Here is a 24,541-nt window from a genome sequence, read left to right as displayed (position 1 = left end):
CTATGAACGACGAGTCCATGGATCGCACCTCACCCGACTATCGCCGTCGAGCTAAGCGCGCGCGCGCCGTGCTAATGACCCTCTTGCTGGGCATGGGCGCGCTCGTGTTCGCCGTCAGCTGGAGCACCCGCTCCGGGCAACCCGCTGTGCTCGACCCCAACCTGGTGGTCACCGAGTCGCGAGCGTTGCGTTTCGAGCGCACCTTAGACGACACCCTGCTCATCTACGACGCCAGCAGCGATGAACTGCTGCGCCGCGCCGCGCCGGGTAAGGCCTCGTTCATCCGCGGCACGCTGCGGGTGATCACACGCGAACGTCAGGTGCGCGGCGTGGACGGCGATGCCCCCGTGCTGCTGCAGGCGCGGGAGGATGGCGCCGTCGTGCTTCGCGACACGGCGAGCGGCGTGGACTACGACCTGCGCGCCTTCGGCCAAACCAATCTCGAAGCTTTCGCCAGCTTGCTTGCGTCCAACGGACCAGGCGCTGGCGGAGTGACTGATTCCGACACCCCTTACGCGGTAACTATCGCCGATTCGCACTAGCGCATGGCGCAGGCGATGACGGCATACGACATGAGACCTCAGGAGAATCCTCATGGCTAGCACGATGGCTGCCCGTCAGCCGAATGAATCTACCCAGCGAGCGCACGAAGAGACCTTGCTATCGCCGAGGTTCTACACCACCGACTTCGACGCCATGGACAAGATCGATGTGAGCGGCGTGCGCGCGGAGTGGGATCGGCTGATGGCCGAGTTCGAGTCGGACAACAACAAGGATCACTTCCAGCGCGATGAGCAGTTCGCCAGCGAGATCCAGGAACTGCCCGAAGACCTGCGCAAGGAGTTTGTGGATTTCCTGATCAGCTCGGTTACCTCCGAGTTCTCGGGGTGCGTGTTGTACTCCGACATCAAGAAAGCGGTGAAGAACGAGGACATCCAGAAGCTGATGGGCTACATGGCGCGCGATGAATCGCGCCACGCAGGCTTCATCAACCAGTCCTTAAAGGACTTCGGCATCGCCGTGGACCTCGGGTTCTTGCGCCGCGAGAAGAAGTACACCTTCTTCCGGCCGAAGTTTATCTACTACGCCACTTATCTCTCGGAGAAGATCGGCTACGCGCGCTACATCAGTATCTACCGCCAGTTCGAGCGCCATCCTGAGTTGCGCTTCCACCCGATCTTCCGCTGGTTTCAGCGGTGGTGTAATGACGAGTTCCGCCATGGCGAGGCCTTCGCGCTGTTGATGCGCAACGAGCCCAAGCTCATGGAGGGCGGCAACAAGCTCTGGATTCGCTTCTTCCTCCTGGCCGTGTTCGCCACCATGTACGTGCGCGACCACGCGCGTCCGGTGTTGCACCAGGCGATGGGCTTCGATGTGACGGACTACGATAAGCAGGTCCTGCACATCACCACCGAGATCTCCAAGCAGGTGTTCCCGATTACCCTCGATCTGGAGCATCCGAAGTTCTACCCCGGCCTCGATCGTCTCTGCAATCTCTCGCGCAAGCGCGAAGCCTTGGCGGGCAAGAAGGGCATCGGTGTCGCCTTCCAGCGCCTCAGCGTGAATCTCGCCATCGGTCGTCAGTTCCTGAGCCTCTATCTGCTGCCGCCCCAGAGCAACGAATTGCCTGAGAACGTGCGCATGGCGCCGAGCTGGTAGCGATCGACTCGGGTGCCCGGGATGGCTGAGGTTCTGCTGCCGCCGCTCTTCGCCTTGATGCTCTGGTGGACGAGCACCGGTGTGCTGCTGGTGCTCGTGCGATCGCCACAGCGCACCTACGTCTGGAGCATGGGGGCGATGGGCGTGCTGCTGGTAGCCGCGCTCTACGGGGCACAGTGGATCAGCCCCTACGCACGCAGTCCTGGCGATGCCTACCTGTCCTTCGTCTTCGGAGTGGCGGTCTGGGCTTGGCATGAGTTGAGCTACCTGACCGGATTCCTCACCGGCCCCCAGAAGAGAGCGTGCCCATTGGGCGCGGCACCGCTGAAGCGGTTCCGATTGGCGATAGGCACGAGCCTCTACCACGAGTTGGCGGTGATCGCCTGCGGGCTGACCTTGGTGTTGCTGACCTGGGGCCAGCCCAATCGCGTGGCGCTCTGGGTGTACCTGGTGCTGTGGGCGATGCGTTGGAGCGCAAAACTGAACATGTTCCTGGGCGTGCGCAACTTCAACGAAGACTGGTTTCCAGAACACCTCCAGTTCCTGGTCAGCTACCTCAACCGGCGGCGTTTCAACTGGCTGTTCCCTTGGTCTGTGACCGTCTCGTCGGTGGTGGCCGGGGTGATTCTGGTCCGCGCGATCGGCGCGGATGACGTGTTCGTTCGCAGCGCCTCGGCCTTGGTGTTCGCCATGCTGCTGCTGGCCATCGTCGAGCACTGGATGCTCATGCTGCCCCTGCGCAGCGCTGTGCTTTGGAAGTGGTTCACCGAGACCGAGGCAGAGCGTCGCGCACGTCTCGCTGCCGGGGCGCCGCTAGTGATCAGTAGTGGGAGTAAGCCGTGACCGTGTCCGACCTTGTGACGTTGCCGCCAGCCTCGGATGTCGCCAATGCGAGCGCGGACGATCTGCGCGCATGCCGCGAGCTGTTGCGTGGCGGATCGCGATCCTTCTACGCCGCAAGCTTCCTCCTACCGTCTTCGATAGCCCAACCTGCCTGCTCCCTCTACGCGTTCTGCCGCGTCGCCGATGACGCCGTGGACATCGGCGATTCTGCGGCAGGTTTGGCAGAGATTACCGATCGCCTGCAGCGCATCTATGCAGGCGACCCCGCGGACCACCCGGCGGACCGTGCGTTCACGGATGTCGCGCGCACGAGGCAGATTCCGATGGCGCTGCCCGAGGCGTTGCTCGAGGGCTTCGCCTGGGACGTGGAAGGTCGTGAGTACGACGATCTGTCGGATCTGATGGGCTACGCCGCCCGCGTGGCCGGTGCCGTGGGCGCGATGATGACGCTCGTCATGGGCCGACGCGAAGCGGCCGTACTAGCGCGCGCCTGTGATCTGGGGGCGGCGATGCAACTCACGAACATCTGCCGTGACGTCGGAGAGGATGCGCGCAACGGCCGTCTCTACCTACCTCGCACCTGGATGGTCGAGGCCGGTATCGATCCCGAGGAGTTTCTTAAGGACCCGGTATACACGCCCGCCCTGGGCGAAGTCGTGACACGCCTGCTCAGGGCGGCGGAGCGCCTCTACCGACGGGCGAGTACGGGGATCGGCAAATTGCCGCTACTGTGTCGTCCGGGCATTCACGCGGCGCGGTTGATCTACGCCGAGATCGGTCGTCAACTCGAGCGCGACGGGCTGGACTCGGTGGGGCATCGGGCGGTGGTCTCCTGGCGCCGCAAGCTGGCCCTCGTGGAGCGAGCGATGGCGGCGACCGTTCACCCTGCACCGACCCGTCTCAATGCGCCCGCCTTGAACGAGACCCACTTCCTCGTGGCCGCCGTGCATCCGAGTCAGCCCGAGGTGGCGGCGCGCACGACCTACGGTCAGCTCCTGGCGGATATCGACGCCGACACGCGGGGCTTCGCCTGGATGATCGATCTATTCTCGCGCCTGGAGCGGCGAGAGCGTGGCCTGGGGCCAGCGCCAGCCGCGAGCGAACCGGGGTTCTCGGCGCAGCCGCAGCCGCCTACCTGACCCCTAAGCCAGGTCGCGCCCATCGATAACAACGTTCCCATCATCCTGATCGAACTCCTGATGGTGGGTGGGTTCGTGATCGGCTTCATTCTCTGGGACCTGCGATCGCTCGAGCGCGATCGCCGCACACTCGCCGAGCGCAGGCGCAGGGAGCGAGAACGCGAGGGGAACTGAGGCCGTCAGGCGCGTCGAGGATTGCGGAAGGGAATCAGCGTCTGCACCCAGCGCGCGCTGAACCGATCCAGGTCGAGACTCTCGTGAACTGCCTCGAGCCGTTGCCCGTAGAGGTGCGTATCGAGCACCGAACGGGTGTAGAAGGGGGTGTCCTCGAGAACGTCGCGCACTAGCGGGCGCGTGCCCGCGTCCGCGCGCGTGCTGCGCTGGACGCCCCAGATGCCGCGTCTGGCCTCGGCGGTGGGTAGCACGGGGAGAGGGCGGACGTCGCCATCCGCTCGCACCTGAGCGGCGAGCACCGGGCGGCTGCCGTCGCGACGTTCCACGTTGTACTGCACGCACGCCTCGTCGACGCCGGTCGCGGCGCGGCACCAATCCCAGCGCCGAAAGTGCTGCTCCAGCGGCGCGTCGCCAAAATTCGAATCGAGGTATCCGGTGCCGGTCCAACGCACCTGCGGCTCGTCGATGCGTAGCTCGACATCGCAATAGGGCGCGATGGGCCACCAGCAGTGGTTCCCGGCCGGGCTGAGTTCAATCAGCGTGTCCGTGATCACGCGCGGCGTGATGCGGACCTCACCGCGTACCCGACGGCCGAGGGGCGCCGTGCGTTCGTCGATACGCACGCGCAGGCAGTCACCGTCCCACTCGAGGCCGCTGTTGGCGAAGGCGAGGCGCGAGGGTGTGCGCTCGACGGCCTCTCGGCCGCGTTCGGTAAGCGCCCAGCGGGGCGCCGGCGGGCCGTAGAGGGCTACGTTGAGCGCCGTGTGGTTGAGCGGATCGGTGGGTCCGCGGCGTCGCGCGCCAGCGTAGTAGGGGGAGAACACGCTGCCGAGCATTGCGATCAACGTTAGCCCCGAGCGCCCGTCCTCGCTGAGCGCGTCCACATACCACCAGCGATAGCCATCGTTTTGCAGCGGTGCATCAAAACAATGCCAGTCGGCCTGTTGGTGGGCGCGCGCGTCGTGCCAGCGGAAGGTGTCGGTGGCGGCCGAACGGTCTGCGGGAGCGGCCGCTGCCGGCGAGAGGGGCAAAGGGGCCGTTGACGTGAGTTTAGCCATGTGTCTATCTTACGTGACATTCTGTGGTGACACGAAAAGATTACACTCGCGCCCCGCGAGCGGCCGCCAGGAGGCCCCCTCATGCACGCTATGTCACGGATCGAGCAGTCACTGACGGCTGCTATCGTCAGCGCCGATGCATCGGGCTGCCCACCCCGGCTTGCCGAAGCGCTGCGTTACGCCGTGTTTCCCGGGGGCTCTCGCTTGCGGCCTCGCCTCTGTCTGGCGGTGGCATCGGCGTGTGGCGATGGCTGTCCGCCGGCGGCCAATGCGGCGGCGGCGGCCGTGGAGCTGCTGCACTGTGCGTCGCTCGTCCATGATGATCTTCCGTGCTTCGACAACGCGGACACTCGGCGCGGTAAGGCCTCCGTGCATCGGGCCTTCAGCGAGAGCCTGGCGGTGCTCACCGGCGATGCGCTGATCGTCCTGTCCTTCGACACGCTCGCGAGCGGTTTCGTCGAGCAACCCGCCCACCTGGCACCGGTGGTGTCCGAGGTGGCGCGCCTGGTGGGAGCGCCGGGCGGCATCGTCGCCGGCCAAGCGTGGGAGTGTGAGCCGCAGGTGTCCCTGGCCGACTATCAGCGCGCCAAGACGGGTGCCCTCTTCGCCGCGGCGACCGTCGCTGGCGCCGCTGCCGCGGGAATGGAGTCGGAGCCCTGGCGCGAGCTAGGAGAAAAGTTGGGCGAGTCCTACCAGGTGGTGGATGACATCCGCGACGTGGTCGGGCGCAAGGAAGAGCTGGGCAAGCCCACCAATCAAGACGAGATCAACGGTCGACCAAGCGCCGTGCAGGAGATGGGTTTGCAGGGGGCTATCGCTCACCTCCAGGCCTTGGTGCAGGGCGCGGCGGATGCGGTACCGCCTTGTCCGGGCGCGGCCACCCTGCGCACGCTCATCGTGATGGAGTCGCAACGGCTGCTATCGAAGCTGGGGCGCAAGGCTGCCTGATCGAAGCGCAGTCCTCCGATGCTCTCCTCCAATCAGCAGCCACTGCCGGCGACAGAGCCGCCAGCGGCGGGCTCTGGCATGTTCACGGCCCTGCGTAGCTGGTTCCTGCGCAAGCGCGCGCAGCTGCTGGCGGACCCTCGCTTTCACCGCTTCGCCACGCGCTTGCCGTTCGCGCGCCCCGTTGCACGCCAGCAGGCACGCTCGCTGTTCGATCTCTGCGCGGGCTTCGTGTACACGCAGGTGTTACGCGCCTTCGTGGAGCTGGAGCTGCCGCGGCTCCTGAGCCAGGGGCCGCGCTCCCTGAACAGCTTGTCGCCCCAGTTGGGCCTTTCCCTCGACGCGACGCAGCGCCTCATGGTGGCTGCCGCCTCCCTGCGCTTGGTGAGCTTCCTCGATGCTCGCCAGGAGCGCGTCGTGCTCGGGGAGCTTGGCGCGTCCCTCTTGGCCAATCCCGGCGTGGTGGCGATGATTCACCATCACGCGGTGCTCTACGACGATCTTTCCGACCCCGTGGCCCTCCTGCGAGGCGAGCAGGACACCACGGCCTTACAGCGCTATTGGGACTACGGTGCCGCGGCGAGCGATCCGTCGGCGCGCCCAGCCGCTGACTACTCCGCTTTGATGGCTGCCTCACAGCAGCTCATCGCCGATGAGGTGCTCGATGCCTACCGCTTCGGCGCCCATCAGCACGTGCTCGATATCGGTGGCGGCACGGGCGCCTTCCTGCGCGCCGTCGGTGCCCGCCATCCGGACCTGGCGTTGAGCCTGTTCGACCTGCCGGCCGTGGCCAGCGAGGCGCAGTCCGCTAACCGTCAGGCGGGCATGGCCGATCGAATTCGTGTGGTCCCAGGCAGCTTCATCACCGATCCCCTACCGACCGGGGCAGACCTCATCACTCTCGTGCGCATCGTCCACGATCACGATGATGCTGTCGTGCGGCAACTGCTCGCCGCCGTGCACGCGGCCCTGCCGCCCGGGGGCACCCTGGTGGTGGCGGAACCGATGGCGGAGACGGCGGGTGCCGAGCCGATGGGTGGGGCCTACTTCGGCTTCTACCTGCTGGCCATGGGCCAGGGGCGGCCGCGCTCCGCCGGCGAGCTCACCCAGATGCTGCATGACGCCGGTTTTCGGCAGGTGCGACCCGCGTCGACCGCCATCCCATTACTTACTCGAGTACTTGTTGCAAAGGCGTGACGCGTGGTGCGTCAGGCAAACTTGACAACATTTGATGTAAGCATAGACTGACAGTTGCTCTGCAAAGCCGCGGTTTCCTGTTGAATTTGCCGAGCTCCGCATAGGGATTTGGCCGGGGGGCTGCTTCATATAATGGATGCCACCGCTGTAGTACTCGAAGAGCCGCAGCACCTGCGCTTACGGGAAGTAGCGCTCAATCCGCCGAGCGACGAAGACGTTGTCGTCGATATCGCCTACAGCGGCATCAGCACCGGCACCGAGCGCCTCCTCTGGACGGGGGAGATGCCGCCATTCCCAGGGATGGGCTACCCCTTGGTGCCGGGCTACGAGTCGGTAGGCACCATCCGTGCCGCCGGGCCCGCGTCGGGTCGCCGGGCCGGGGAGCAGGTGTTCGTCCCTGGCGCCCGCTGTTTCCAAGATGTGCACGGGCTGTTCGGTGGGGCCGCGTCCTCCCTGGTCGTGCCCGGGTCTCGTGTGGTCGTCCTCCCCTCGGGTCTCGGTGAGCAAGGCGTGCTGCTCGCGCTGGCGGCCACCGCGCACCACGCCCTATGCGATCGCGAAGGGAAGGCCGCCGCCGTCGATCTGGTGGTCGGTCACGGCGTGCTCGGGCGCCTGATCACCCGTATCGCAATCGCCCTCGGCCACCCCGCACCGACGGTGTGGGAACCGAATGAAGACCGTAAGCAAACGGGCCCCTACGACTACGCCGTGGCCTGTGCGGATACCGATCCTCGTCGGGACTACCGACGGGTTTGCGACGCGAGTGGGCAAAGCGGCTTGCTCGACACGTTGATCGGCCGTCTCGGCCCCGGCGGGGAAGTCGTGCTGGCTGGTTTCTACAGCGAGCCCCTCAGCTTCACTTTCCCGCCCGCCTTCATGCGCGAGGCGCGTATCAGTGTGGCCGCCCAATGGCAGCCCGCTGACCTCGCTGCCGTGCTCGAACTGCTCACCCGCGATGCCCTGTCACTGGACGGCCTGATCACTCATCGGTTGCCCGCTGACCAGGCCGATCGTGCCTATCACACCGCCTTCGGCGATCCCCATTGCCTGAAGATGATTTTGGACTGGAGGGACGGTCTCAATGGCTGATGATGTACGGGCGGACATGACCGCCAAGCTCCGCGCTGAGGCTGCTCAGGGGCCCGATCCTGTGGCTACAGGTGAGGTGACCAAGGAGACACAGATCATTGCGATCTACGGCAAGGGAGGCATCGGCAAGTCGTTCACCCTGGCCAACCTCTCCTACATGATGGCGCAGCAGGGCAAGAAGGTGCTCCTGATCGGCTGCGACCCAAAGAGTGACACCACGTCGCTACTGTTCGGCGGCCGCGCCTGTCCCGCCATCATCGAGACCTCCTCGCGGATCAAGCTCGCGGGCGAACAAGTCAGCATCGGCGATGTCTGCTTCAAGCGCGACGGCGTGTACGCGATGGAGCTCGGCGGGCCAGAGGTGGGCCGAGGCTGTGGTGGCCGCGGCATCATCCACGGCTTCGAGACCCTGGAGAAACTCGGCTTCCACGAGTGGGACTTCGACTACGTGCTCCTCGACTTCCTGGGCGATGTGGTCTGCGGCGGCTTCGGCCTGCCCATCGCGCGCGACATGTGCCAGAAGGTCATCGTCGTCGGCTCCAACGATCTGCAGTCCCTGTACGTGGCCAACAACGTCTGCTCGGCGGTGGAGTACTTCCGCAAGCTCGGCGGCAACGTCGGCGTCGCCGGCATGGTCATCAACAAGGACGACGGCACGGGCGAGGCCCAGGCCTTCGCGAACTCCGTCGACATCCCCGTGCTGGCCGCGATACCGGCTAACGAGGATATTCGTCGCAAGAGCGCTAACTACCAGATCATCGGGGTGCCCGGTGGTGAGTGGGGACCGCTGTTCGAGGAGTTGGCGCGCAACGTCGCAGAGGCGCCGCCGGTGCATCCCACGCCACTCAGCCAGGAGGGCTTGCTAGACCTGTTCTCCAGCGAGACGACGGGTCGAGACGTCGTCCTGGAGCCGGCGACGGCGATGGACATGTGCGGCAAGAACGTCGTCGAGAAGCCGTCTCTCGAGGTGGTGTACGACGATGTCTGATGACAGCCGCGAGGGTGAGGTGGTGTACGACCGCACGGGCGATGTGCCCGTGACGGAAGCGCCCGCCGCGCCGACCGCATCCGCAAGCGAGGCCACGGCGCATGCGCCTAGTGCCGAGGTCGCAGAACTGGCCACGGGTGGCGGGTGCCACGGTGGCGCCGCGCAGATGCAGAAGGCCGCCGAGATGGCGGGCAAGAGTGATCTGCTCGAACGCTACGCCAAGGACTACCCGAAGGGCCCGCACGATCAGCCGCAAAGCATGTGCCCCGCCTTCGGGTCCCTGCGCGTGGGCCTGCGCATGCGCCGCACCGCGACGATCCTGTCCGGGTCGGCCTGCTGCGTGTACGGCCTCTCCTTCACCTCCCATTTTTACGGTGCCAAGCGCACGGTCGGCTACGTGCCGTTCAACAGCGAGACCTTGGTCACCGGTCGCCTGTTCGAGGACATCCGCGATGCCGTCCATGAGCTGGCAAACCCGGACGACTACGACGCGATCGTGGTCACCAACCTCTGCGTGCCCACCGCCTCCGGCGTGCCCCTGCAGCTGTTGCCGGATCAGATCAACGGCGTGCGCATCATCGGCATCGACGTGCCGGGGTTCGGCATTCCCACCCACGCCGAGGCGAAGGACGTGCTCGCCGGCGCCATGCTCAAGTACGCGCGCAACGAGGCGAGCCAGGGCCCGGTGGCAGCGCCCCGTGGCGGGGCGAGCCAGCGTCCTACGGTGACGTTGTTGGGCGAACTCTTCCCGGCCGATCCGATCGGCATCGGGGCGCTGCTGGCGCCCATGGGCTTGGCGGCGGGTCCGGTCGTGCCCACCCGCGAATGGCGTGAGCTGTACGAGGCTCTCGCCGGGGTGGCGGTCGCCGCGCTGCATCCGTTCTACACTGCGTCCGTGCGTGAGTTCGAGGCTGCGGGTCGTCCCGTGGTCGGGTCGGCGCCGGTCGGGGTGGACGGCACCGTCGCCTGGCTCAATGCCATCGCCGAAGCCTGTGAAGTATCGCCGACCCGTCGTGATCAGGCGATCAACGCGGCGGTGCCCGCCATCCGCGGCGCGCTCAGCGGGGCGCGGATCGACGGGCGTATCACCCTGTCGGGCTACGAAGGCTCTGAGCTGCTGGTGGCTCGCTTGCTGGTGGAGAGTGGCGCGGACGTGCGCTACGTCGGTACGGCTTGCCCGCGCACGCCTTGGTCGCAAGCCGACCGCGAATGGCTTGAAGCCCGCGGCGTGCTGGTGAACTACCGTGCGTCGTTGGAGCAGGACGTCGCCGCCATGGAGGAGTTCGAGCCGGACCTCGCGGTCGGCACGACGCCGGTGGTGCAGAAGGCTAAGGAACGGGCGATCCCGTCCTTGTACTTCACCAATCTCATTTCCGCACGGCCGCTCATGGGGCCCGCGGGTGCTGGGTCACTCGCCGAGGTGGTGAACGCGGCGATCAAGCGCCGCGGCCGCTTCGAGCAGATGCGCACCTTCTTCGAGGGCGTCGGCACCGGCCACGCAACGGGCGTCTGGGAGGACATCCCGGTCGATCGACCGAACTTCCGCAAGAAGCCACGCAAGCAAGCGGCGGCCGCGCGGACCAACGTGGCAGGCGAGGCGCTGTAGACGATGCTGGTACTCGATCACGATCGCGCCGGAGGCTACTGGGGAGCGGTCTACGTCTTCACTGCGGTGAAGGGTTTGCAGGTGGTCATCGACGGTCCCGTGGGCTGCGAGAACCTGCCCGTGACCTCCGTGCTCCACTACACCGATGCCCTGCCGCCTCACGAGTTGCCCGTGGTGGTGACCGGCTTGGCGGAGGAGGAACTCGGTCAGCACGGCACGGAAAACGCTATGCGCCGGGCCAACGAGACGCTGGATCCGGAGCTGCCGAGCGTGGTGGTGACGGGCTCGATCGCCGAGATGATCGGCGGCGGGGTGACGCCGGAAGGCACCAACATCAAGCGCTTCCTGCCGCGCACGATCGATGAGGATCAGTGGCAGAGTGCAAACCGCGCCATGAACTGGCTGTGGAAGGAATACGGCCTGCGTCGCGGCGGCGTGATGCCCAAACGCGCCAAGCGCGAGCCTGACGCGAAGCCGCGGGTCAACATCATCGGCCCGGCCTACGGTTACTTCAACACGTGGTCGGACCTCGCCGAGATTCGCCGCCTGGTCGAGGGCATCGGCGCCGAGATCAACCTCGTATTCCCCCTGTCGACCCACCTTGCCGACATTCCGAAGCTGGTGGATGGCGACGTCAACATCTGCATGTATCGCGAGTACGGTCGCTTGCTGTGCGAAGCGCTGGATCGGCCTTACTTCCAAGCGCCGATCGGTTTGCACAGCACCACCGCGTTCTTGCGTGCGCTCGGCAAGGAGCTGGATCTCGATCCGGAGCCGTTCATCGAGCGTGAGAAGCACACGACGATCAAACCGCTGTGGGATCTCTGGCGCTCGGTCACCCAGGACTTCTTTGCCACCGCCAACTTCGGCGTGGTGGCTAACGAGACCTATGCGCGTGGCTTGCGCAACTTCCTCGAGAACGACCTGGGCATGCCGTGCAACTTCGCCTTCTCGCGCAGCGCCGGTATCAAGCCCGACAACGCCGCGGTGCGTGCCGCGATCGCCGACTCGAAGCCGCTGATCCTGTTTGGCAGCTTCAACGAGCGCATGTACCTCGCCGAGGCGGGCGGCGGTGCGCAGTTCATACAAGCCTCCTATCCGGGGACGGCGGTGCGCCGTCACACGGGCACGCCCTTTATGGGCTACTCCGGCGCCACCTACCTGATGCAGGAGGTGTGCAACGCGCTGTTCGATGCCCTGTTCAACATCCTGCCGCTGGGCAAGAGCCTGGACAACGTGGACGCCACCCCGTCGCGATTGCAGAGCGAGCTGCCCTGGGCCAGCGATGCGCAGCAAGCGCTGGAAGCGGCGCTCGCCGGCGAACCGGTGCTCACCCGTATATCCGCAGCCAAGCGCTTGCGTGATGCAGCCGAGCGACGCGCCCGCACTGATGGCGCGGACCAGGTGGATACGAAGCATTTGGAGGCGGCACGCGACCACGCTTGAGCGATCACGTGACGGTTCTTCGCGCTTCGGTCACCCGGAGTGCTACTGACTTCGAGGGATGGGTGACCACCCCTCGGGGGCGATGCTGACGCTACGGCGTCGGTGTTGCGCTGGGTCGCCCCATCTCGTGTGGGGCAAATCAGACCGAAAGGTCATTGTGGAGGTCTAAATATGAGTGACAGGAACACGCTCACTGGGCTTACGGCCGAGGAAGCGCAAGAGTTCCATCGCCTATTTCAGGCGAGCTTCTTGGCGTTCACCGCTGTGGCGGTGGCCGCGCACTTCCTCGTCTGGGTCTGGCGTCCTTGGTTCCCCGCGGTTGATGGGTACCAGGACTCGGCGGCGAACAACGTTTCGGAGATCCACGCGATCGTCGAAACCACCAACCGCGACTTGCTCGCATAAGGGGGCCTGAAACATGTGGCGTATATGGCTTCTTTTCGATCCGCGCAGGGTGCTGGTGGCAACCGCTACCTTCCTGTTCGTACTGGCGGTACTGATCCACTTCATCGTGCTCAGCACCGATCGCTTCAACTGGCTGGATGGCCCGTCCGCGGCGGATGCATCGTCGCCTGCCGCAATCTCGCTGATCGAGGAGCGCACGTCGCTCCTAAGTTAGTGAGTAGGAAACCGGTCGGCGGACGAGCCTAGGCTCGTCCGAAGCCGTCCGCCGAGCCGGAATCCAATGCGATCGAGATGATCGCGAGAGCGTTTTCTGTTCCGACCAGAGGTAAGAGCAATGGCAATGCTCAACTTTGAGAAAAAATATCGCGTCCGAGGGGGCACGCTACTCGGTGGGGATCTGTTCGACTTCTGGGTGGGACCGTTCTACGTGGGTCTGTTCGGGGTGTCGGCGGTCTTCTTCGCAGCCCTCGGCACATTGCTCATCATTTACGGCACCGGCCAGGATGGGGTGTGGAACCTCTGGCAGATCAACATCGCGCCCCCGGACCTGAGCTACGGCTTGGGCTTAGCTCCGCTCATGGAGGGGGGCTTGTGGCAAGTGGTCACCGTCTGCGCCATCGGGGCCTTTGGCTCCTGGGCCCTGCGGGAGGTTGAGATATCGCGCAAGCTCGGCATGGGGTTACACGTGCCCATCGCCTTCAGCTTCGCGATCTTCGCCTACGTCACGCTGGTGGTCTTCAGACCCCTGCTGATGGGCGCCTGGGGGCATGGCTTCCCCTACGGCATCCTGGCGCACCTCGACTGGGTGTCGAACGTCGGCTACCAGTACCTGCACTTCCACTACAACCCGGCGCACATGCTCGCCATCACGTGTTTCTTCACCACCACTTTCGCCCTCGCGCTGCACGGCTCGCTGATCCTCTCGGCGACCAACCCAGGCAAGGGCAAGGAAGTCAAAACGCCGGAGCACGAAGACACGTACTTCCGCGACTCCATCGGCTACTCCATCGGCACCCTCGGCATTCACCGCCTCGGTTTGATCCTGGCGCTCAATGCGGGCTTCTGGAGTGCCGTTTGCATCGTCATCAGTGGCCCCTTCTGGACCAAAGGCTGGCCGGAATGGTGGAACTGGTGGCTCAACCTCCCCTGGTGGAGCTGACGCGGAGCGTTCGTCATGTCTGAGTATCAGAACATCTTCACCCGCATTCAGGTGCGGGCCATCACCACCGATGGCATCCCCACGGAGAGCAGCTCCGAGGAACGTCAGGGGAAACCCTTCTACCTGTGGCTGGCCGGCTTCATCGGTAATGCGCAGATCGGGCCGATCTACCTCGGCTGGTTCGGCGTCACCTCGCTCGTGTGCGGGCTGATCGCCTTCGAGATCATCGGCCTCAATATGTGGGCCTCGGTGAACTGGGATCCGGTGGAATTCGTGCGCCAACTACCGTGGCTCGCGCTCGAGCCCCCGGCGCCTGAGTACGGACTCTCGCTGCCGCCACTGAACGAAGGCGGTTGGTGGCTCCTGGCCGGCATGTTCCTCACCGCCGCCATTCTGTTGTGGTGGGTGAGAATGTATCGCCGGGCGATCGACCTCGGCCTCGGTACCCACGTGCCCTGGGCCTTCGCCTCGGCGATCTGGCTCTACCTGGTGCTGGGGTTCATCCGCCCGCTGCTGGTGGGCAGTTGGAGCGAAGCGGTGCCCTTCGGCATCTTCCCGCACCTCGATTGGACGGCAGCGTTTTCCATGCGCTACGGGAATCTCTTCTACAACCCGTTCCACATGCTGTCGATCGCTTTCCTGTATGGCTCGACTCTTTTGTTTGCCATGCATGGCGCTACGATTCTGGCAGTGAGCCGCTACGGCGGCGACCGTGAGATCGAACAGATCACCGACCGCGGTACCGCGTCTGAGCGAGCTGCCTTGTTCTGGCGTTGGACCATGGGCTGGAACGGCACGATGGAGTCCGTGCACCGTTGGGCCTGGTGGTTCGCAGTGCTGACCACCCTGACCGGCGGGATCGGCATCTTGCTCACCGGAACGGTGGTCGACAACTGGTTCCTCTGGGGCGTCAAACACGGCATCGCACCTGCGTATCCCGTGTCCGTACCGCCGCCCGTGGATCCGGCGTTGATGATGTAAGGGGCGATTGCATGAGTCATACACCGAAGACAATTCATCGCATGTCGGCGCCCATCGCCGTGCTGGGGGTGGCCACCGCGGTCCTCCTCAGCGGGTGTTGGGAGCGTCCGCCCGTGGAGTCGGAGCAGATAGGCTTCCGCGGCGTGCAGATGCAGACCGTGGACAATCCGCGCAAAGCGGAGGAGAAGCGCGAGCTCGACACCAACCAGGCGCCCGCCGTGCCCGCTGCGGCGGCCGCTGCGGGGCCTAAGGCCGGTGACATCTACCAGAACGTGCAGGTGCTGGGAGACCTCAGCGTCGGCCAGTTCACCCGCCTGATGGCGTATATCGCCCAGTGGGTATCGCCGGATCAGGGCTGTGCCTACTGCCACGAGGGCGCCAACTTCGCGAGCGATGGCCTCTACACCAAGGTGGTGGCGCGCCGCATGTTGCAGATGACCGCCCACATCAACAACGAGTGGTCGGATCACGTCGGCGGCGCCGGGGTGAATTGCTACACCTGTCACCGGGGCAAGAACGTGCCCGAGTATCTGTGGTTCGAAGACCCGGGTCCGCGCCAGGTGCGGGGGCCGAGCGGCTACCGTGCCGGCCAGAACCTGGGGGCGGCCTCCGTTGGCTACGCCTCCGTGCCCTACGATCCCTTCACGCCTTACTTGCTCGGCGCGGATGACATTCGCGTGGCGGCCGGGACGGCACTGCCCGAAGGGAACACCTCCTCGATCAAGGAGACGGAGGCCACCTACGGGCTGATGATCCACATGTCGAACTCCCTGGGGGTCAACTGCACCTACTGCCACAACAGTCGTGCCTTCTACTCCTGGGAGCAGAGCCACCCGACCCGCGCCAAGGCCTGGTACGGCATCCGCATGGCCCGCTCGTTGAACAACGAGTACCTGGTGCCCCTGCAAGGTGTCTATCCGGAGCACCGCCTCGGACCGAGTGGTGATGCGCCGAAGGTGAACTGCAACACCTGCCACCAGGGCGTGTACAAGCCGCTCTACGGCGTGGACATGATCACGGACTACCCAGAGTTGACTGTCGCATCGCCTTGACCTCCGCGAGCGCCTATCGACGACCCTGACGATCAGCCGGCCTTGTGCCGGCTGATCGCCTTCCGGGCCCTGAATATCTACGAGGCGGCGGCGACGATCACCTCGTCGATCAGGCGCGCGACGCGATCGGGCGCCTCCTCGTGCGCTAAATGACCCAGGTGTTTGAGCGTAAGCGTGCGGGCACCCTCGATGCGTTCCGCCGCCTGCAGCGCTTGCCGCGCAGGTACCGTGCCGTCTCGGTCGGCCCCCACCAGCAAGGTGCTCGTGCGCAGGCGCGGTAGATCCCTCGCCAAGGCGTGCAGATCCCATTGCGCCATCATGTCGAGCGCCGCTTGCACATGGCCCGTGTTCCCCGCCAGCCGTCGATAGAGGTCGGTGCCTCGCGCATCGAGTGACGAGCCCGTCTGGCGCAGGAGCTGGGCGATCACGCGTGAATCGCTGCGCACATGCCAGGCGAAGGTCTCCGCGACGAAGGGTAAGCGGGCCATGCCGCGAGCTACCGGCGTCAATAGGTGCCCCGCCACACCCGGGAAAGGCAGCAGAGCGCCGCTCAGACTGATCAGCGTGTCGCCAGGTTCACCGAAGGCACGGTCCAGTGCCGCGCGCATCAGGATCGCGGCGCCCGCCGAGTGACCGACCAGTATCTGCGGTCCGCTAGTGGGCAGCGCCAAGGTGCGGCATAGGGACCCCAGCGCCGAGGCGATGCCGGGTAAGGACATCGCCCCTAGGGAGGGTGCGGGGGCACTGAACCCGTGCCCCGGCAGATCGGGCACGACGACGGTGCAGCGCTCGCGAAAGGGCGCGATGAAGTCGCGCCAGGAGTGACCGCTCGCGCCGGTGCCATGAATGAGGAGCAAGAGCGTGGGACCGTCGCCGGCCACCTGCACGTGCCAACGAACGCCGCCCGCTTCCACGAAGCGGCTGTATTCGCCGTTGGGCCAATCGCGTCCGTCCACATCGAAGCGCAGGCGACGACTCATCCTCGTCGGCCGAGGGTCTGCCTAACCCGCGCTCGGGCCGGCGTCGCGTATCGCATCGCTAAGGCGCGCGGCATCCGCAGACGGAAGTGGCAGGTAGCGCGCGTTGAGGGCTTGGGCCAGTGTCGCCGCCTGGGGTTGAGGCTTGCGTGAAACGTCGATGAGTACCGTATGCACCTGTTCGTTGGCCAGAAGACGGGCCGCGGAGAGGGCCTCCTCCATCGCACGGTCGCGTCCACCGCTGCCGTCGCGGGCGACGTTTGCGCGCCCGTCGGTCAAGATCACGAGGAACGGCGTTTGCCCGGCCCGCTTGACCTGATCGACCAGGAGCCGAGCAGCATCGAGGCCAGCGGCCACGGGCGTGCCGCCACCGCCGGGTAGGCCTGCCAACTCTCGCTTGGCCCTCACCAGGGAGCGGGTCGGTGGCAACAGCAAGTCCGCGTCACGACCCCGAAACGCGATGAGGGCGACCTCATCGCGCCGCACGTAGCAGTCGGCGAGGAGCAGTTCCACCGCGCCCTTCGCCTCGGCGAGGCGATGCAGGGCCGCGGAGCCCGATGCGTCGACGGCGAAGATGGTGGTGGTCTGGGTGTGTTGGCGGAAGCGCAGTACGCGGAAGTCTTCGCTGCGCACCGCGAGGCGCGGACCGCCCGCGGTGGCTCGCCGGTCCGTCTTGCGTCGGAGCTTCTGCCAGGGTGCGGCGGCCCTAAGCGTGTCCAGGACGGCGAGGCGAGCGCCGTCGGCAGGCATGCCCGGGCTGCTGCCTACGGGGCGGCCGCGCCGGGTCGATTTCATCACCGCACCCGACTTGCCGCCGCTGCTGCGGGCGTCGAGGGCGCCGGCCTGGGCCGCGATCGCGCGCAGGATGTCCTCGGGGATCGCTGCGGTGGCCGCTTCGAGAACCTGCTCGTCGAGTTCCCCCAACTCCTCGGGCGGTGGCGGTGGCGTCGACTCATCGGCGTCGTCGGGCTTGTCCTCGTCCTGCATCGAGGGCGGCGGTTCGTCGGGCTGCTCTTCGTCAGGGGGAGGCGGTGGCGGTGGGGGCGCTGGCACGCGGGTCGCCCTGGGCGCCAACACCAGCTGCGCGGCGAGGCCGATGTGCTCGTCGGTCACCGCGTCGCAGTCGTCGAGGGCAGCGGCCGCGCGGGCGACGCGTAGGGCGAACAGGGTCGGCCGCAGGGACCAGACCCCTAGGGCGATCCCGGCGGCACCTAAGGCTTCATGTAGCTTCTCGTCGACGGTGATCTTCCCCAGGCGCTCGCGGGCTGCCGCGATCCGCTCCGCCTCGAACCAGTCATCACCGGTCTCGCGCCAGGAGATGGCGTGCAGGTCGATAGTGAAGGCGAGGCGATCGCGCAGCGATGCGGGCGGCTCCTCGCCCGCCTCTCGGTCGCCCTCGTCCAGGGCGAGCACGGCGAAGCGGGCCGCACTGCTGCCGCGCAAGCCTTCGCGCTGCATGCTCACTTGACCCGTGTCGATGGCGGCGCAGATGCGCGCTGCGATGGCGGGGTCCAGGCGCTCGGCCATGGCGATCTCGATCAGCCCGTCGTGCGCTTCGGCGAGAACACCCCGCTGTGCAATGGCCTGGCCCGCCTGCAGGGTGGCGGCGAGGTCGAGTCCGCCGAGGAGGCGATCGTCACGAATATGCGCTGGGACACGGCGCCACGGCATGCTCGGCGGCAGTAGCTCGCGGAGCGTCTTCAGCCAGCTGTCGCGGACCGGGCCTGGGCAGGCGCGCAGGCGCACGCCACCGGTGCCGAAGGGGTCGACGGCGAAGAGGGCCGCGACGCTCGCGGCATTGGCCCAGCCGCTGCTGCCGCCGGCATCCCTCTTACCCTCGGGGTTCACGCCGGGAATGCGTCCTCGAGCGCACGCTGTACGCGCACGCTTGAGCCCGCCTCGTCGAGCGGATCGCGCCGCAGGCGGTGGCGCAGGGCCGACGGGGCGATCGCCACCAGGTGCTCGTCCTGCACCTCGCCGTCGCCGCGCAGGGCGGCGAGGGCTCGCGAGGCGCGCATCATAGTGAGCTCACCGCGCAGGCCGTCCGTGCCCAGGCGCACGCAGAGTTCGGAGATACGCTCGAGGGTCTCGTCGCTGACCACCGTATCGTCGAGGCGCTCGCGGGCGTTCTTGATCGCTCGGCGGATCTTACTGTCCTGGCGCTTCCACTTGTCGCGGAAGGCACTCGGGTCGTCCTCAAAGGCGTCGCGGCGACGAATCACCTCCACCCGGGCCTTGACGTCAGTGGGCGTGCGCACCTCGACGGAAAGGCCGAAGCGATCCAATAGCTGCGGGCGCAATTCACCTTCTTCCGGATTGCCGGAGCCGACCAGCACCAGGCGGGCCGGGTGGCGAACGCTGAGTCCCTCGCGTTCGACCACGTTCTCGCCGGAGGCTGCCACGTCGAGCAGCAGGTCCACCAGGTGATCCTCGAGTAGGTTGACCTCATCGATGTAGAGAAAGCCCCGGTGGGCCCGGGCCAGGAGGCCAGGCTCGAAGGCCTTCTCACCTTGGGCGAGGGCGCGTTCGAGATCCAGGGCGCCGACCACCCGATCCTCCGTGGCGCCCAGGGGCAGGTCGACGACGGGCACCGGGGCTTGGCCCGACTTCATCTCCTCGGCCGGCGTGTTGCGATCGAATTGGCAGCTGGCGCACAAGCCGCCCGGGCGCATGGGTGCGCAGCCGTAGGGGCAGCCCTTGACCACCCGCATCTTCGGTAGCAGGTCCGCGAGGGCGCGGATCGCGGTCGACTTGCCGGTGCCGCGGTCGCCGAAGGCGAGCACGCCGCCGACCGAAGGATCCACAGCCGCGATCTGCAGGGCGAGCTTGAGCTCGTCCTGACCGACGATGGCCGAGAAGGGATAAACCTGTGTGAACGAGGGCATTCAGTAACTCAAGTGCGGGTCGAGGCCAGGCGCGGTTTCGGCGAGGCCGAGGGCCGGCGTGCGGGGAATATGCTGCGGGGCGGGGCAGGCGGGAGCGGAGCTGGCCGCGAGATTCGCGCGCACGGGCTGGCGGGTCCTTTGCATGACGGTCACGTTCCGTGAGGTGCAAGTTTAGCATCGAAGGCGCAACGACGGGCTATCGGTGCGCGACTCGCAGGTCGGCTCCAGCGCTGCACAGATCGACGTCCACGCTACACTGCGAGGCGATCGTCTACAGCCACGTACCCGGCTAGCGCCAAGGGAGAGAGAGCGATGCCTATTTCCGTGCCACACCCGTCTGCGCAGCGGCGCACGGAGGACCAGCGCCTGATCACCGGCGCCGGTCGCTACACGGAGGATGTGCGAGCGGAGAAGGGCGAGCGGCACTTGGTATTCCTCCGCTCTCCCGTGGCGTACGGGCGGATTCTCGAACTCGATGTGGGGCCAGCGCGCGAGGCGCCGGGAGTGCTGGGCGTTTTCACCATCAACGACCTCGATCAGGCAGGGGTGGCTGACCCGCGGCCCAATGCCTTCAACCCCGAGGGGGGCGAGGGTGCCGAGGTATCGTTGCCACAACCCGCCTTGGCTCGAGGCTGGGTGCGTTTCGTGGGTGAGGCCGTAGCAGCGGTGGTGGCAGACAGTGTGGCCGCGGCGCTCGACGCGATCGAGCTCATCGAGTTCGACGTGGAAGAGGCGCCCGCCGTCGGGCACCTGCGGGCAGCCCTGGCGGACGATGCCGCGCAGCTCTGGCCTGAGCAGGCACCGGGCAACCTCCTCGGGATCCGGGCCCGGGGCGATCGCGAGGCCACCGCCGAGGCCCTCGCCAAGGCCGCGCACCGGGTGGAGATCGATGTGGTGAACAACCGCGTCGCCCCCGTCACCTTGGAGCCTCGCGGGTGTCTCGCGATACCGCAGGGCGATGGGGCCTCCCGCTCGCTCACCATGCGTATGGGCAGCCAGGGAGTGCACGCCGTCCAGCACGAACTCGGCGCCACCCTGGGCTTGGAGGCCTCCCGCCTGCGCGTCATCACCGAAGATGTGGGTGGCGGATTCGGCATGCGTCTGTTCCTGCAGAGCGAACCGGTGGTAGTGGCCTTTGCCGCGATGGCGCTGGGCGAGGCGGTGCGCTGGCAGGCCACCCGCAGCGAGGGGTTCCTCGGCGACCTGAACGGCCGCGATCACCTCAGCCACGCGGTGCTCGGATTGGATGAGGATCTGCGCTTCGTGGCCCTCGAGGCCCGCACCTACAGCAACGTCGGTGCCTACACCTCGCAGCTCGGCGCCGGCGTGGCCTTCTTCGGCAGCTCGATGCTCACCGGCGCCTACGACATCCCCAATGCGTGGGCCGAGACCCACGTGATGGTCACCAACTCCGCGCCCCTGGATGCCTACCGTGGTGCCGGCCGGCCGGAGGCCAGCTATCTCATCGAGCGCCTGGTCGACAAGGCGGCCGCTCAACTCGGGATCGCGCCCGGCGAGCTGCGTCGTCGCAACTTCATTCGCCCGGAGCAGTTTCCCTACGCCTCGGCCCTGGGACAGACCTACGACAGCGGCGAGTACCAGCGACTGCTCGATGGCGCCTGGCAGCGCGCGCAGGGCGAGCACTTCGAGCAGCGACGCGAGGCGTCCTCCAGCGCTGGCCTACGACGCGGCTTAGGTATTGCCTACTACGTAGAGGTCTGTGCCGCGTACGGCAAGGATCGTCCCGAGGTGGCCTTTCGCGAAGACGGTGTGATCGAGGCGCGCGTGGGAACCCAGTCGACCGGGCAGGGCCACGAGACCGTCTTCGCGCAGCTCATCAGCGAGCGTTTCGGCGTGCCCGTCTCGCAGGTGCGCGTGATCCAGGGCGACACGGCGCAGATCGCGAGGGGCAACGGCACCGGCGGAAGTCGCAGCCTGGCGATCGGCGGATCCGCGCTGGTGGCCACGCTGGAGGCGATGGAGCAGGCGGGCGTGCGGGTCGCCGCGCAGATGCTCGAGGCGAGCACGGCGGACATCGTCTTCGAGCGGGGGCGCTTCGCGGTGGCGGGTACGGACCACGCCGTGACCCTGGCCGAGGTGGCGGCGGCCAGCCATGACCCTGAGCGCCGACCCGAGGACGTGGCTGCGGGCCTTGCCAGCAGCGAGGCCTTCGGGCCCGCGGGCGGCACCTTCCCGAACGGCGCTCACGTGTGCGAGGTGGAGGTGGACCCCCAGACGGGGGTGATCGAGATCGTGCGCTACGTGGTGCAGGACGATATGGGGCACGTGGGCAACGCCCTGCTCCTGGAGGGGCAGATCGTGGGCGGCGCGATCCAGGGGCTCAGCCAGGCGCTGGTGGAGGACGTGGTCTACGACGACGATACGGCCCAGTTGCTCACCGGCACGTTCATGGACTACGGGGTGCTGCGCGCAGCCCAGTCGCCGCGTCTGGACGTGCAGTTCGACTGCGTACCGAGCCCGAGCAATCCCTTAGGGGTGAAGGGCGCGGGAGAGGCGGGCACGATCGGTGCGCCGGCCGCCCTGGTCAATGCGGTACTCGATGCCCTGCGACCGCTAGGCGTTGAAGACCTCGACATGCCCCTGACGCCCCATCGCCTTTGGCAGGCGATACACGCAAGCCGTTGAGCGGCGTGTGGATGGACGCCCAGGCGACGGGGGAGATGCCTGGGCGACCAGCCTCGAGGTGCCGGCGCGAGAGGCTCGCGGCGAACCTCCGCGCCTGGGTGAACCTAGCGGCCCTGTTGACCTAGCCAGTTCTCGAAGTCATCGGCACCGCCGATGCGCTCGCCTTCGATGAAGATCTGCGGCGCCGTGCCCTGGCCGGTGACGGCGGCGAGTGAACTGTAGGAAAGCCCGCGTTCGCCGAGCACGATCTCCTCGAACGGCATGTTGCGATCCTTCAGCAGGGCCTTGGCGCGGGCGCAATGGGGGCAGCCCGGCTTGGTGAAGACGGTGACCCGCTTGGCCGGCTCCGCGCTCGGTGCCAGATAGGTCAGCATCGTGTCCGCGTCGGACACCTTGAAAGGATCGCCGGGCTCGTTCGGCTCGATAAACATCTTCTCGATCACGCCGTCGCGGACCAGCATCGAGTAGCGCCAGGTGCGCTTGCCAAAGCCCAGGTCAGCCTTGTCCACGAGCATGCCCATGCCAGCGGAGAACTCGCCGTTGCCATCGGGGATGAAGGTCACGTTCTCGGCGTCCTGGTCGCCAGCCCACGCGTTCATCACGAAGGTGTCGTTTACGGACAGGCACGCGATCGTGTCCACGCCGTGGGCGCTGAATGTGGCCGCCAGCTCGTTGTAGCGCGGCAGATGGGTGGAGGAGCAGGTGGGGGTGAACGCGCCGGGGAGCGCGAAGAGCACGACGGTCTTGCCGGCGAAGATGTCGTCGCTGGTCACATCGACCCACTGATCGCCCTGGCGGGTGCGGAACGTCACGTTGGGGACGCGTTGTCCTTCTCGGGATTCGAGCATGTTGCAGACCTCTGGGGGGTTGGGAGGCCGGCAGTCTAGGGGAGGGGTTCCACAGGCGGAAATACCTATTTCCGAAACGATCGATAGGCCAGTGGTATCAGTGGATCTGTGCGTTGGGAGACGTTTTTTTTGAATCGTGTCCGCTATGACTGGCGAACTATTTCCCGACCCTACCAAAGACACCACCGAGGGCATTCCATGTCCAGTCATCTTCGATCGGCCGAGAGTGCTGCGCAGGCGAGGCCAGCCCGGATCGACGTGCCGTCGCGCCGCTTCGCGTACGTGCTCCATCGCGCGGACGCGATGCTCATGAATCCCGCCCTCGCCAGCCATCCGCAGCGGGTGGCTGTCGCTGGCGAGAGCACCGAGGGCGTGGAGCTGCTGCTGCGCGATGTCCGGGTGACCACCGCCGGTGGTGCTAACACGGTGGGCGACATCATTCTGGCTGGCCGTGCCGATGCGGCGCTGCCTGACCCGGTCGATCTGGAAGAGTTGCGTGGTGCCAGCGCCCTTGGCCGCGAGCGCGGGGCGGAGTACATCGGCCTGTCCGCCGTGGCCGCGGACGCCTCGCGGGACGGGCAGGACCTGCACGATGCGGATCAACGCACCTGCACCGGCGGCGCGCTTACCTCCGGTGCCACCCACTACGCGCTGGACCAGGCGATGGCCCGCCTCGGTCGTCACTACGGGCGCTCCACGCTCGCCGTCCTCGGCGCCACCACCACGGTCGGGCGCACCGTGGCTGCCCTGCTCGGTGAGCGCGTCGAGCGCTTAGTTCTGATCGGCGATGCGCACTACGGTGAAGTCATCGGGCGCCAGTCCCTGCTCAGCGCCGCGGCGCGCGTCTGCCGTCACCTGGCCTTGGGCGCCGGTGAAGGGCCCCTCGCGCGACGCCTGCAGGAGTTGGCGACGCGCCAGACGCTCCTCGACAACAGCCGCGAGCTCGCGGAGTGTGCGATCCGCGAGGGGCTACTGGTGGTCACGGCGGATCGTCGTCACCTGCGCCTGGCGGACGTGGCTGTGATCAGCGGCGGCGTGCGCAGCTTGAACGGTGAGTGCCTTCCCCACGCAGGCTTGATCTGCGATCTGCGGCGCCCGCGGGCGATCAGTCGTCGCCTGGCCTGGGATCGTCCGGACCTACTGGTGATTGATCCCGTTAGCTTCGATCTCGATGGTGCCGAGGGCCCGAAGGGACTGTTCGGCACCCGTGGGCTGCCAGCCTCCCTGGTGGAGACCCTGGTGGCCTCGCTCGGTGCGTCCCTGCCGCCGGGATACCGCGCGGCCGCCGTGCACGAGCCGTGGCACGCCAGCTGCCTGCTGATGGCCGAAGCCGGGCGTCTCGGGTTTCGTCCCAGCCCCGTGTGCAGCTTCCAGACCCGCGTCGACGAGGCCCGCTGGGCCGGCCTCGCTAAGCTACGATCGCTGCCGCGTCGCCTCGGCTGAG

General features: G+C 66.8%; 23 protein-coding genes. 17 read left to right on the top strand and 6 right to left on the bottom strand.

All coding sequences use genetic code 11. The features are described 5' to 3' along the window. The first annotated feature begins 2 nt into the window (after nt 1–2). The 4 genes from puhC to AAF184_00800 are packed head-to-tail and all read left to right on the top strand — an operon-like array spanning nt 3 to nt 3,641. A complete protein-coding gene (gene puhC, locus AAF184_00815) occupies nt 3–542 on the top strand; it encodes a photosynthetic complex assembly protein PuhC (protein MEO0420847.1) in 540 nt (179 codons plus the stop codon). A gap of 52 nt (nt 543–594) precedes the next feature. Continuing rightward, nucleotides 595–1,659 carry a magnesium-protoporphyrin IX monomethyl ester (oxidative) cyclase gene (gene acsF / locus AAF184_00810; GenBank protein MEO0420846.1) on the top strand — a complete coding sequence of 355 codons (1,065 nt, stop codon included), beginning with the start codon at nt 595–597 and terminating at the stop codon, nt 1,657–1,659. 21 nt (nt 1,660–1,680) lie between these two features. Then, nucleotides 1,681–2,502: a putative photosynthetic complex assembly protein PuhE gene (puhE, locus tag AAF184_00805; protein ID MEO0420845.1), complete on the top strand. Its 822-nt coding sequence runs from the start codon at nt 1,681–1,683 to the stop codon at nt 2,500–2,502. Continuing rightward, entirely contained in the window at nt 2,499–3,641 is a 1,143-nt protein-coding gene (locus AAF184_00800) for a phytoene/squalene synthase family protein (GenBank protein ID MEO0420844.1), read from the top strand. Before puhE ends, AAF184_00800 begins: the two co-directional genes overlap by 4 nt. Nucleotides 3,642–3,820: 179 nt before the next feature. Here AAF184_00800 and AAF184_00795 read toward each other — a convergent pair whose 3' ends face one another. After that, nucleotides 3,821–4,873, bottom strand: coding sequence for a carotenoid 1,2-hydratase (locus AAF184_00795; protein MEO0420843.1), 1,053 nt, complete (start codon nt 4,871–4,873; stop codon nt 3,821–3,823). Between the two features lie 81 nt (nt 4,874–4,954). On the opposite strand from AAF184_00795, the gene AAF184_00790 reads away from it, so the two are divergent. The 11 genes from AAF184_00790 to pufC all read left to right on the top strand — a co-directional run bounded on the left by AAF184_00790 (nt 4,955) and on the right by pufC (nt 15,741). Continuing rightward, nucleotides 4,955–5,821: a polyprenyl synthetase family protein gene (locus AAF184_00790; protein ID MEO0420842.1), complete on the top strand. Its 867-nt coding sequence runs from the start codon at nt 4,955–4,957 to the stop codon at nt 5,819–5,821. An 18-nt stretch (nt 5,822–5,839) separates the two neighbouring features. Then, entirely contained in the window at nt 5,840–7,015 is a 1,176-nt protein-coding gene (locus tag AAF184_00785) for a methyltransferase (protein ID MEO0420841.1), read from the top strand. A 132-nt stretch (nt 7,016–7,147) separates the two neighbouring features. Then, nucleotides 7,148–8,104: a chlorophyll synthesis pathway protein BchC gene (gene bchC, locus AAF184_00780; protein MEO0420840.1), complete on the top strand. Its 957-nt coding sequence runs from the start codon at nt 7,148–7,150 to the stop codon at nt 8,102–8,104. Then, complete coding sequence (locus AAF184_00775; GenBank protein MEO0420839.1) at nt 8,097–9,092, top strand: chlorophyllide a reductase iron protein subunit X; 996 nt, start codon at nt 8,097–8,099, stop codon at nt 9,090–9,092. The genes bchC and AAF184_00775 overlap by 8 nt, the downstream gene beginning before the upstream one ends. Next, nucleotides 9,085–10,698, top strand: a complete 1,614-nt coding sequence (bchY, locus tag AAF184_00770; protein ID MEO0420838.1) for a chlorophyllide a reductase subunit Y — start codon at nt 9,085–9,087, stop codon at nt 10,696–10,698. Before AAF184_00775 ends, bchY begins: the two co-directional genes overlap by 8 nt. Before the next feature lie 3 nt (nt 10,699–10,701). Then, nucleotides 10,702–12,144, top strand: coding sequence for a chlorophyllide a reductase subunit Z (bchZ, locus tag AAF184_00765; GenBank protein ID MEO0420837.1), 1,443 nt, complete (start codon nt 10,702–10,704; stop codon nt 12,142–12,144). 171 nt (nt 12,145–12,315) lie between these two features. After that, entirely contained in the window at nt 12,316–12,549 is a 234-nt protein-coding gene (gene pufB, locus AAF184_00760; GenBank protein MEO0420836.1) for a light-harvesting antenna LH1, beta subunit, read from the top strand. A gap of 13 nt (nt 12,550–12,562) precedes the next feature. After that, nucleotides 12,563–12,763: a light-harvesting antenna LH1, alpha subunit gene (gene pufA / locus AAF184_00755; protein MEO0420835.1), complete on the top strand. Its 201-nt coding sequence runs from the start codon at nt 12,563–12,565 to the stop codon at nt 12,761–12,763. Nucleotides 12,764–12,883: 120 nt separating this feature from the next. Beyond that, nucleotides 12,884–13,708 carry a photosynthetic reaction center subunit L gene (gene pufL, locus AAF184_00750; GenBank protein ID MEO0420834.1) on the top strand — a complete coding sequence of 275 codons (825 nt, stop codon included), beginning with the start codon at nt 12,884–12,886 and terminating at the stop codon, nt 13,706–13,708. Nucleotides 13,709–13,723: 15 nt separating this feature from the next. Then, on the top strand, nt 13,724–14,689 hold the full coding sequence (gene pufM, locus AAF184_00745) for a photosynthetic reaction center subunit M (GenBank protein MEO0420833.1): 966 nt from the start codon (nt 13,724–13,726) through the stop codon (nt 14,687–14,689). Between the two features lie 11 nt (nt 14,690–14,700). Continuing rightward, nucleotides 14,701–15,741, top strand: a complete 1,041-nt coding sequence (gene pufC / locus AAF184_00740) for a photosynthetic reaction center cytochrome PufC (protein ID MEO0420832.1) — start codon at nt 14,701–14,703, stop codon at nt 15,739–15,741. 77 nt (nt 15,742–15,818) lie between these two features. Here pufC and bchO read toward each other — a convergent pair whose 3' ends face one another. Genes bchO through AAF184_00720 form a run of 4 tightly spaced genes read right to left on the bottom strand, consistent with a single transcriptional unit; the run spans nt 15,819 to nt 19,747 of the window. Further along, entirely contained in the window at nt 15,819–16,721 is a 903-nt protein-coding gene (bchO, locus tag AAF184_00735) for an alpha/beta fold hydrolase BchO (protein MEO0420831.1), read from the bottom strand. A 21-nt stretch (nt 16,722–16,742) separates the two neighbouring features. Next, a complete protein-coding gene (locus AAF184_00730) occupies nt 16,743–18,566 on the bottom strand; it encodes a magnesium chelatase subunit D (GenBank protein MEO0420830.1) in 1,824 nt (607 codons plus the stop codon). Then, nucleotides 18,563–19,603, bottom strand: a complete 1,041-nt coding sequence (bchI, locus tag AAF184_00725) for a magnesium chelatase ATPase subunit I (protein ID MEO0420829.1) — start codon at nt 19,601–19,603, stop codon at nt 18,563–18,565. Before bchI ends, AAF184_00730 begins: the two co-directional genes overlap by 4 nt. Beyond that, nucleotides 19,604–19,747 (bottom strand): hypothetical protein, encoded by a 144-nt coding sequence (locus AAF184_00720; GenBank protein MEO0420828.1) that lies wholly within the window; start codon nt 19,745–19,747, stop codon nt 19,604–19,606. It lies immediately after the preceding gene. Nucleotides 19,748–19,915: 168 nt separating this feature from the next. Here AAF184_00720 and AAF184_00715 point away from each other — a divergent pair, with 168 nt between their 5' ends. Next, the gene (locus tag AAF184_00715; protein ID MEO0420827.1) at nt 19,916–22,249 is read left to right on the top strand and encodes a xanthine dehydrogenase family protein molybdopterin-binding subunit; all 2,334 of its coding nucleotides are present in this window, start codon (nt 19,916–19,918) and stop codon (nt 22,247–22,249) included. 104 nt (nt 22,250–22,353) lie between these two features. On the opposite strand, the gene AAF184_00710 is transcribed toward AAF184_00715, so the two are convergent. Then, entirely contained in the window at nt 22,354–23,097 is a 744-nt protein-coding gene (locus AAF184_00710) for a glutathione peroxidase (GenBank protein MEO0420826.1), read from the bottom strand. Between the two features lie 198 nt (nt 23,098–23,295). Between AAF184_00710 and AAF184_00705 the strand changes: the two genes are divergently transcribed. Then, the gene (locus AAF184_00705; protein MEO0420825.1) at nt 23,296–24,540 is read left to right on the top strand and encodes a hypothetical protein; all 1,245 of its coding nucleotides are present in this window, start codon (nt 23,296–23,298) and stop codon (nt 24,538–24,540) included. Nucleotide 24,541 lies beyond the last annotated feature (1 nt).

The organism is Pseudomonadota bacterium (assembly GCA_039815145.1).
Classification (GTDB): domain Bacteria; phylum Pseudomonadota; class Gammaproteobacteria; order Steroidobacterales; family JBCBZW01; genus JBCBZW01.
This window is presented reverse-complemented; position numbering and strand designations above follow the sequence as displayed.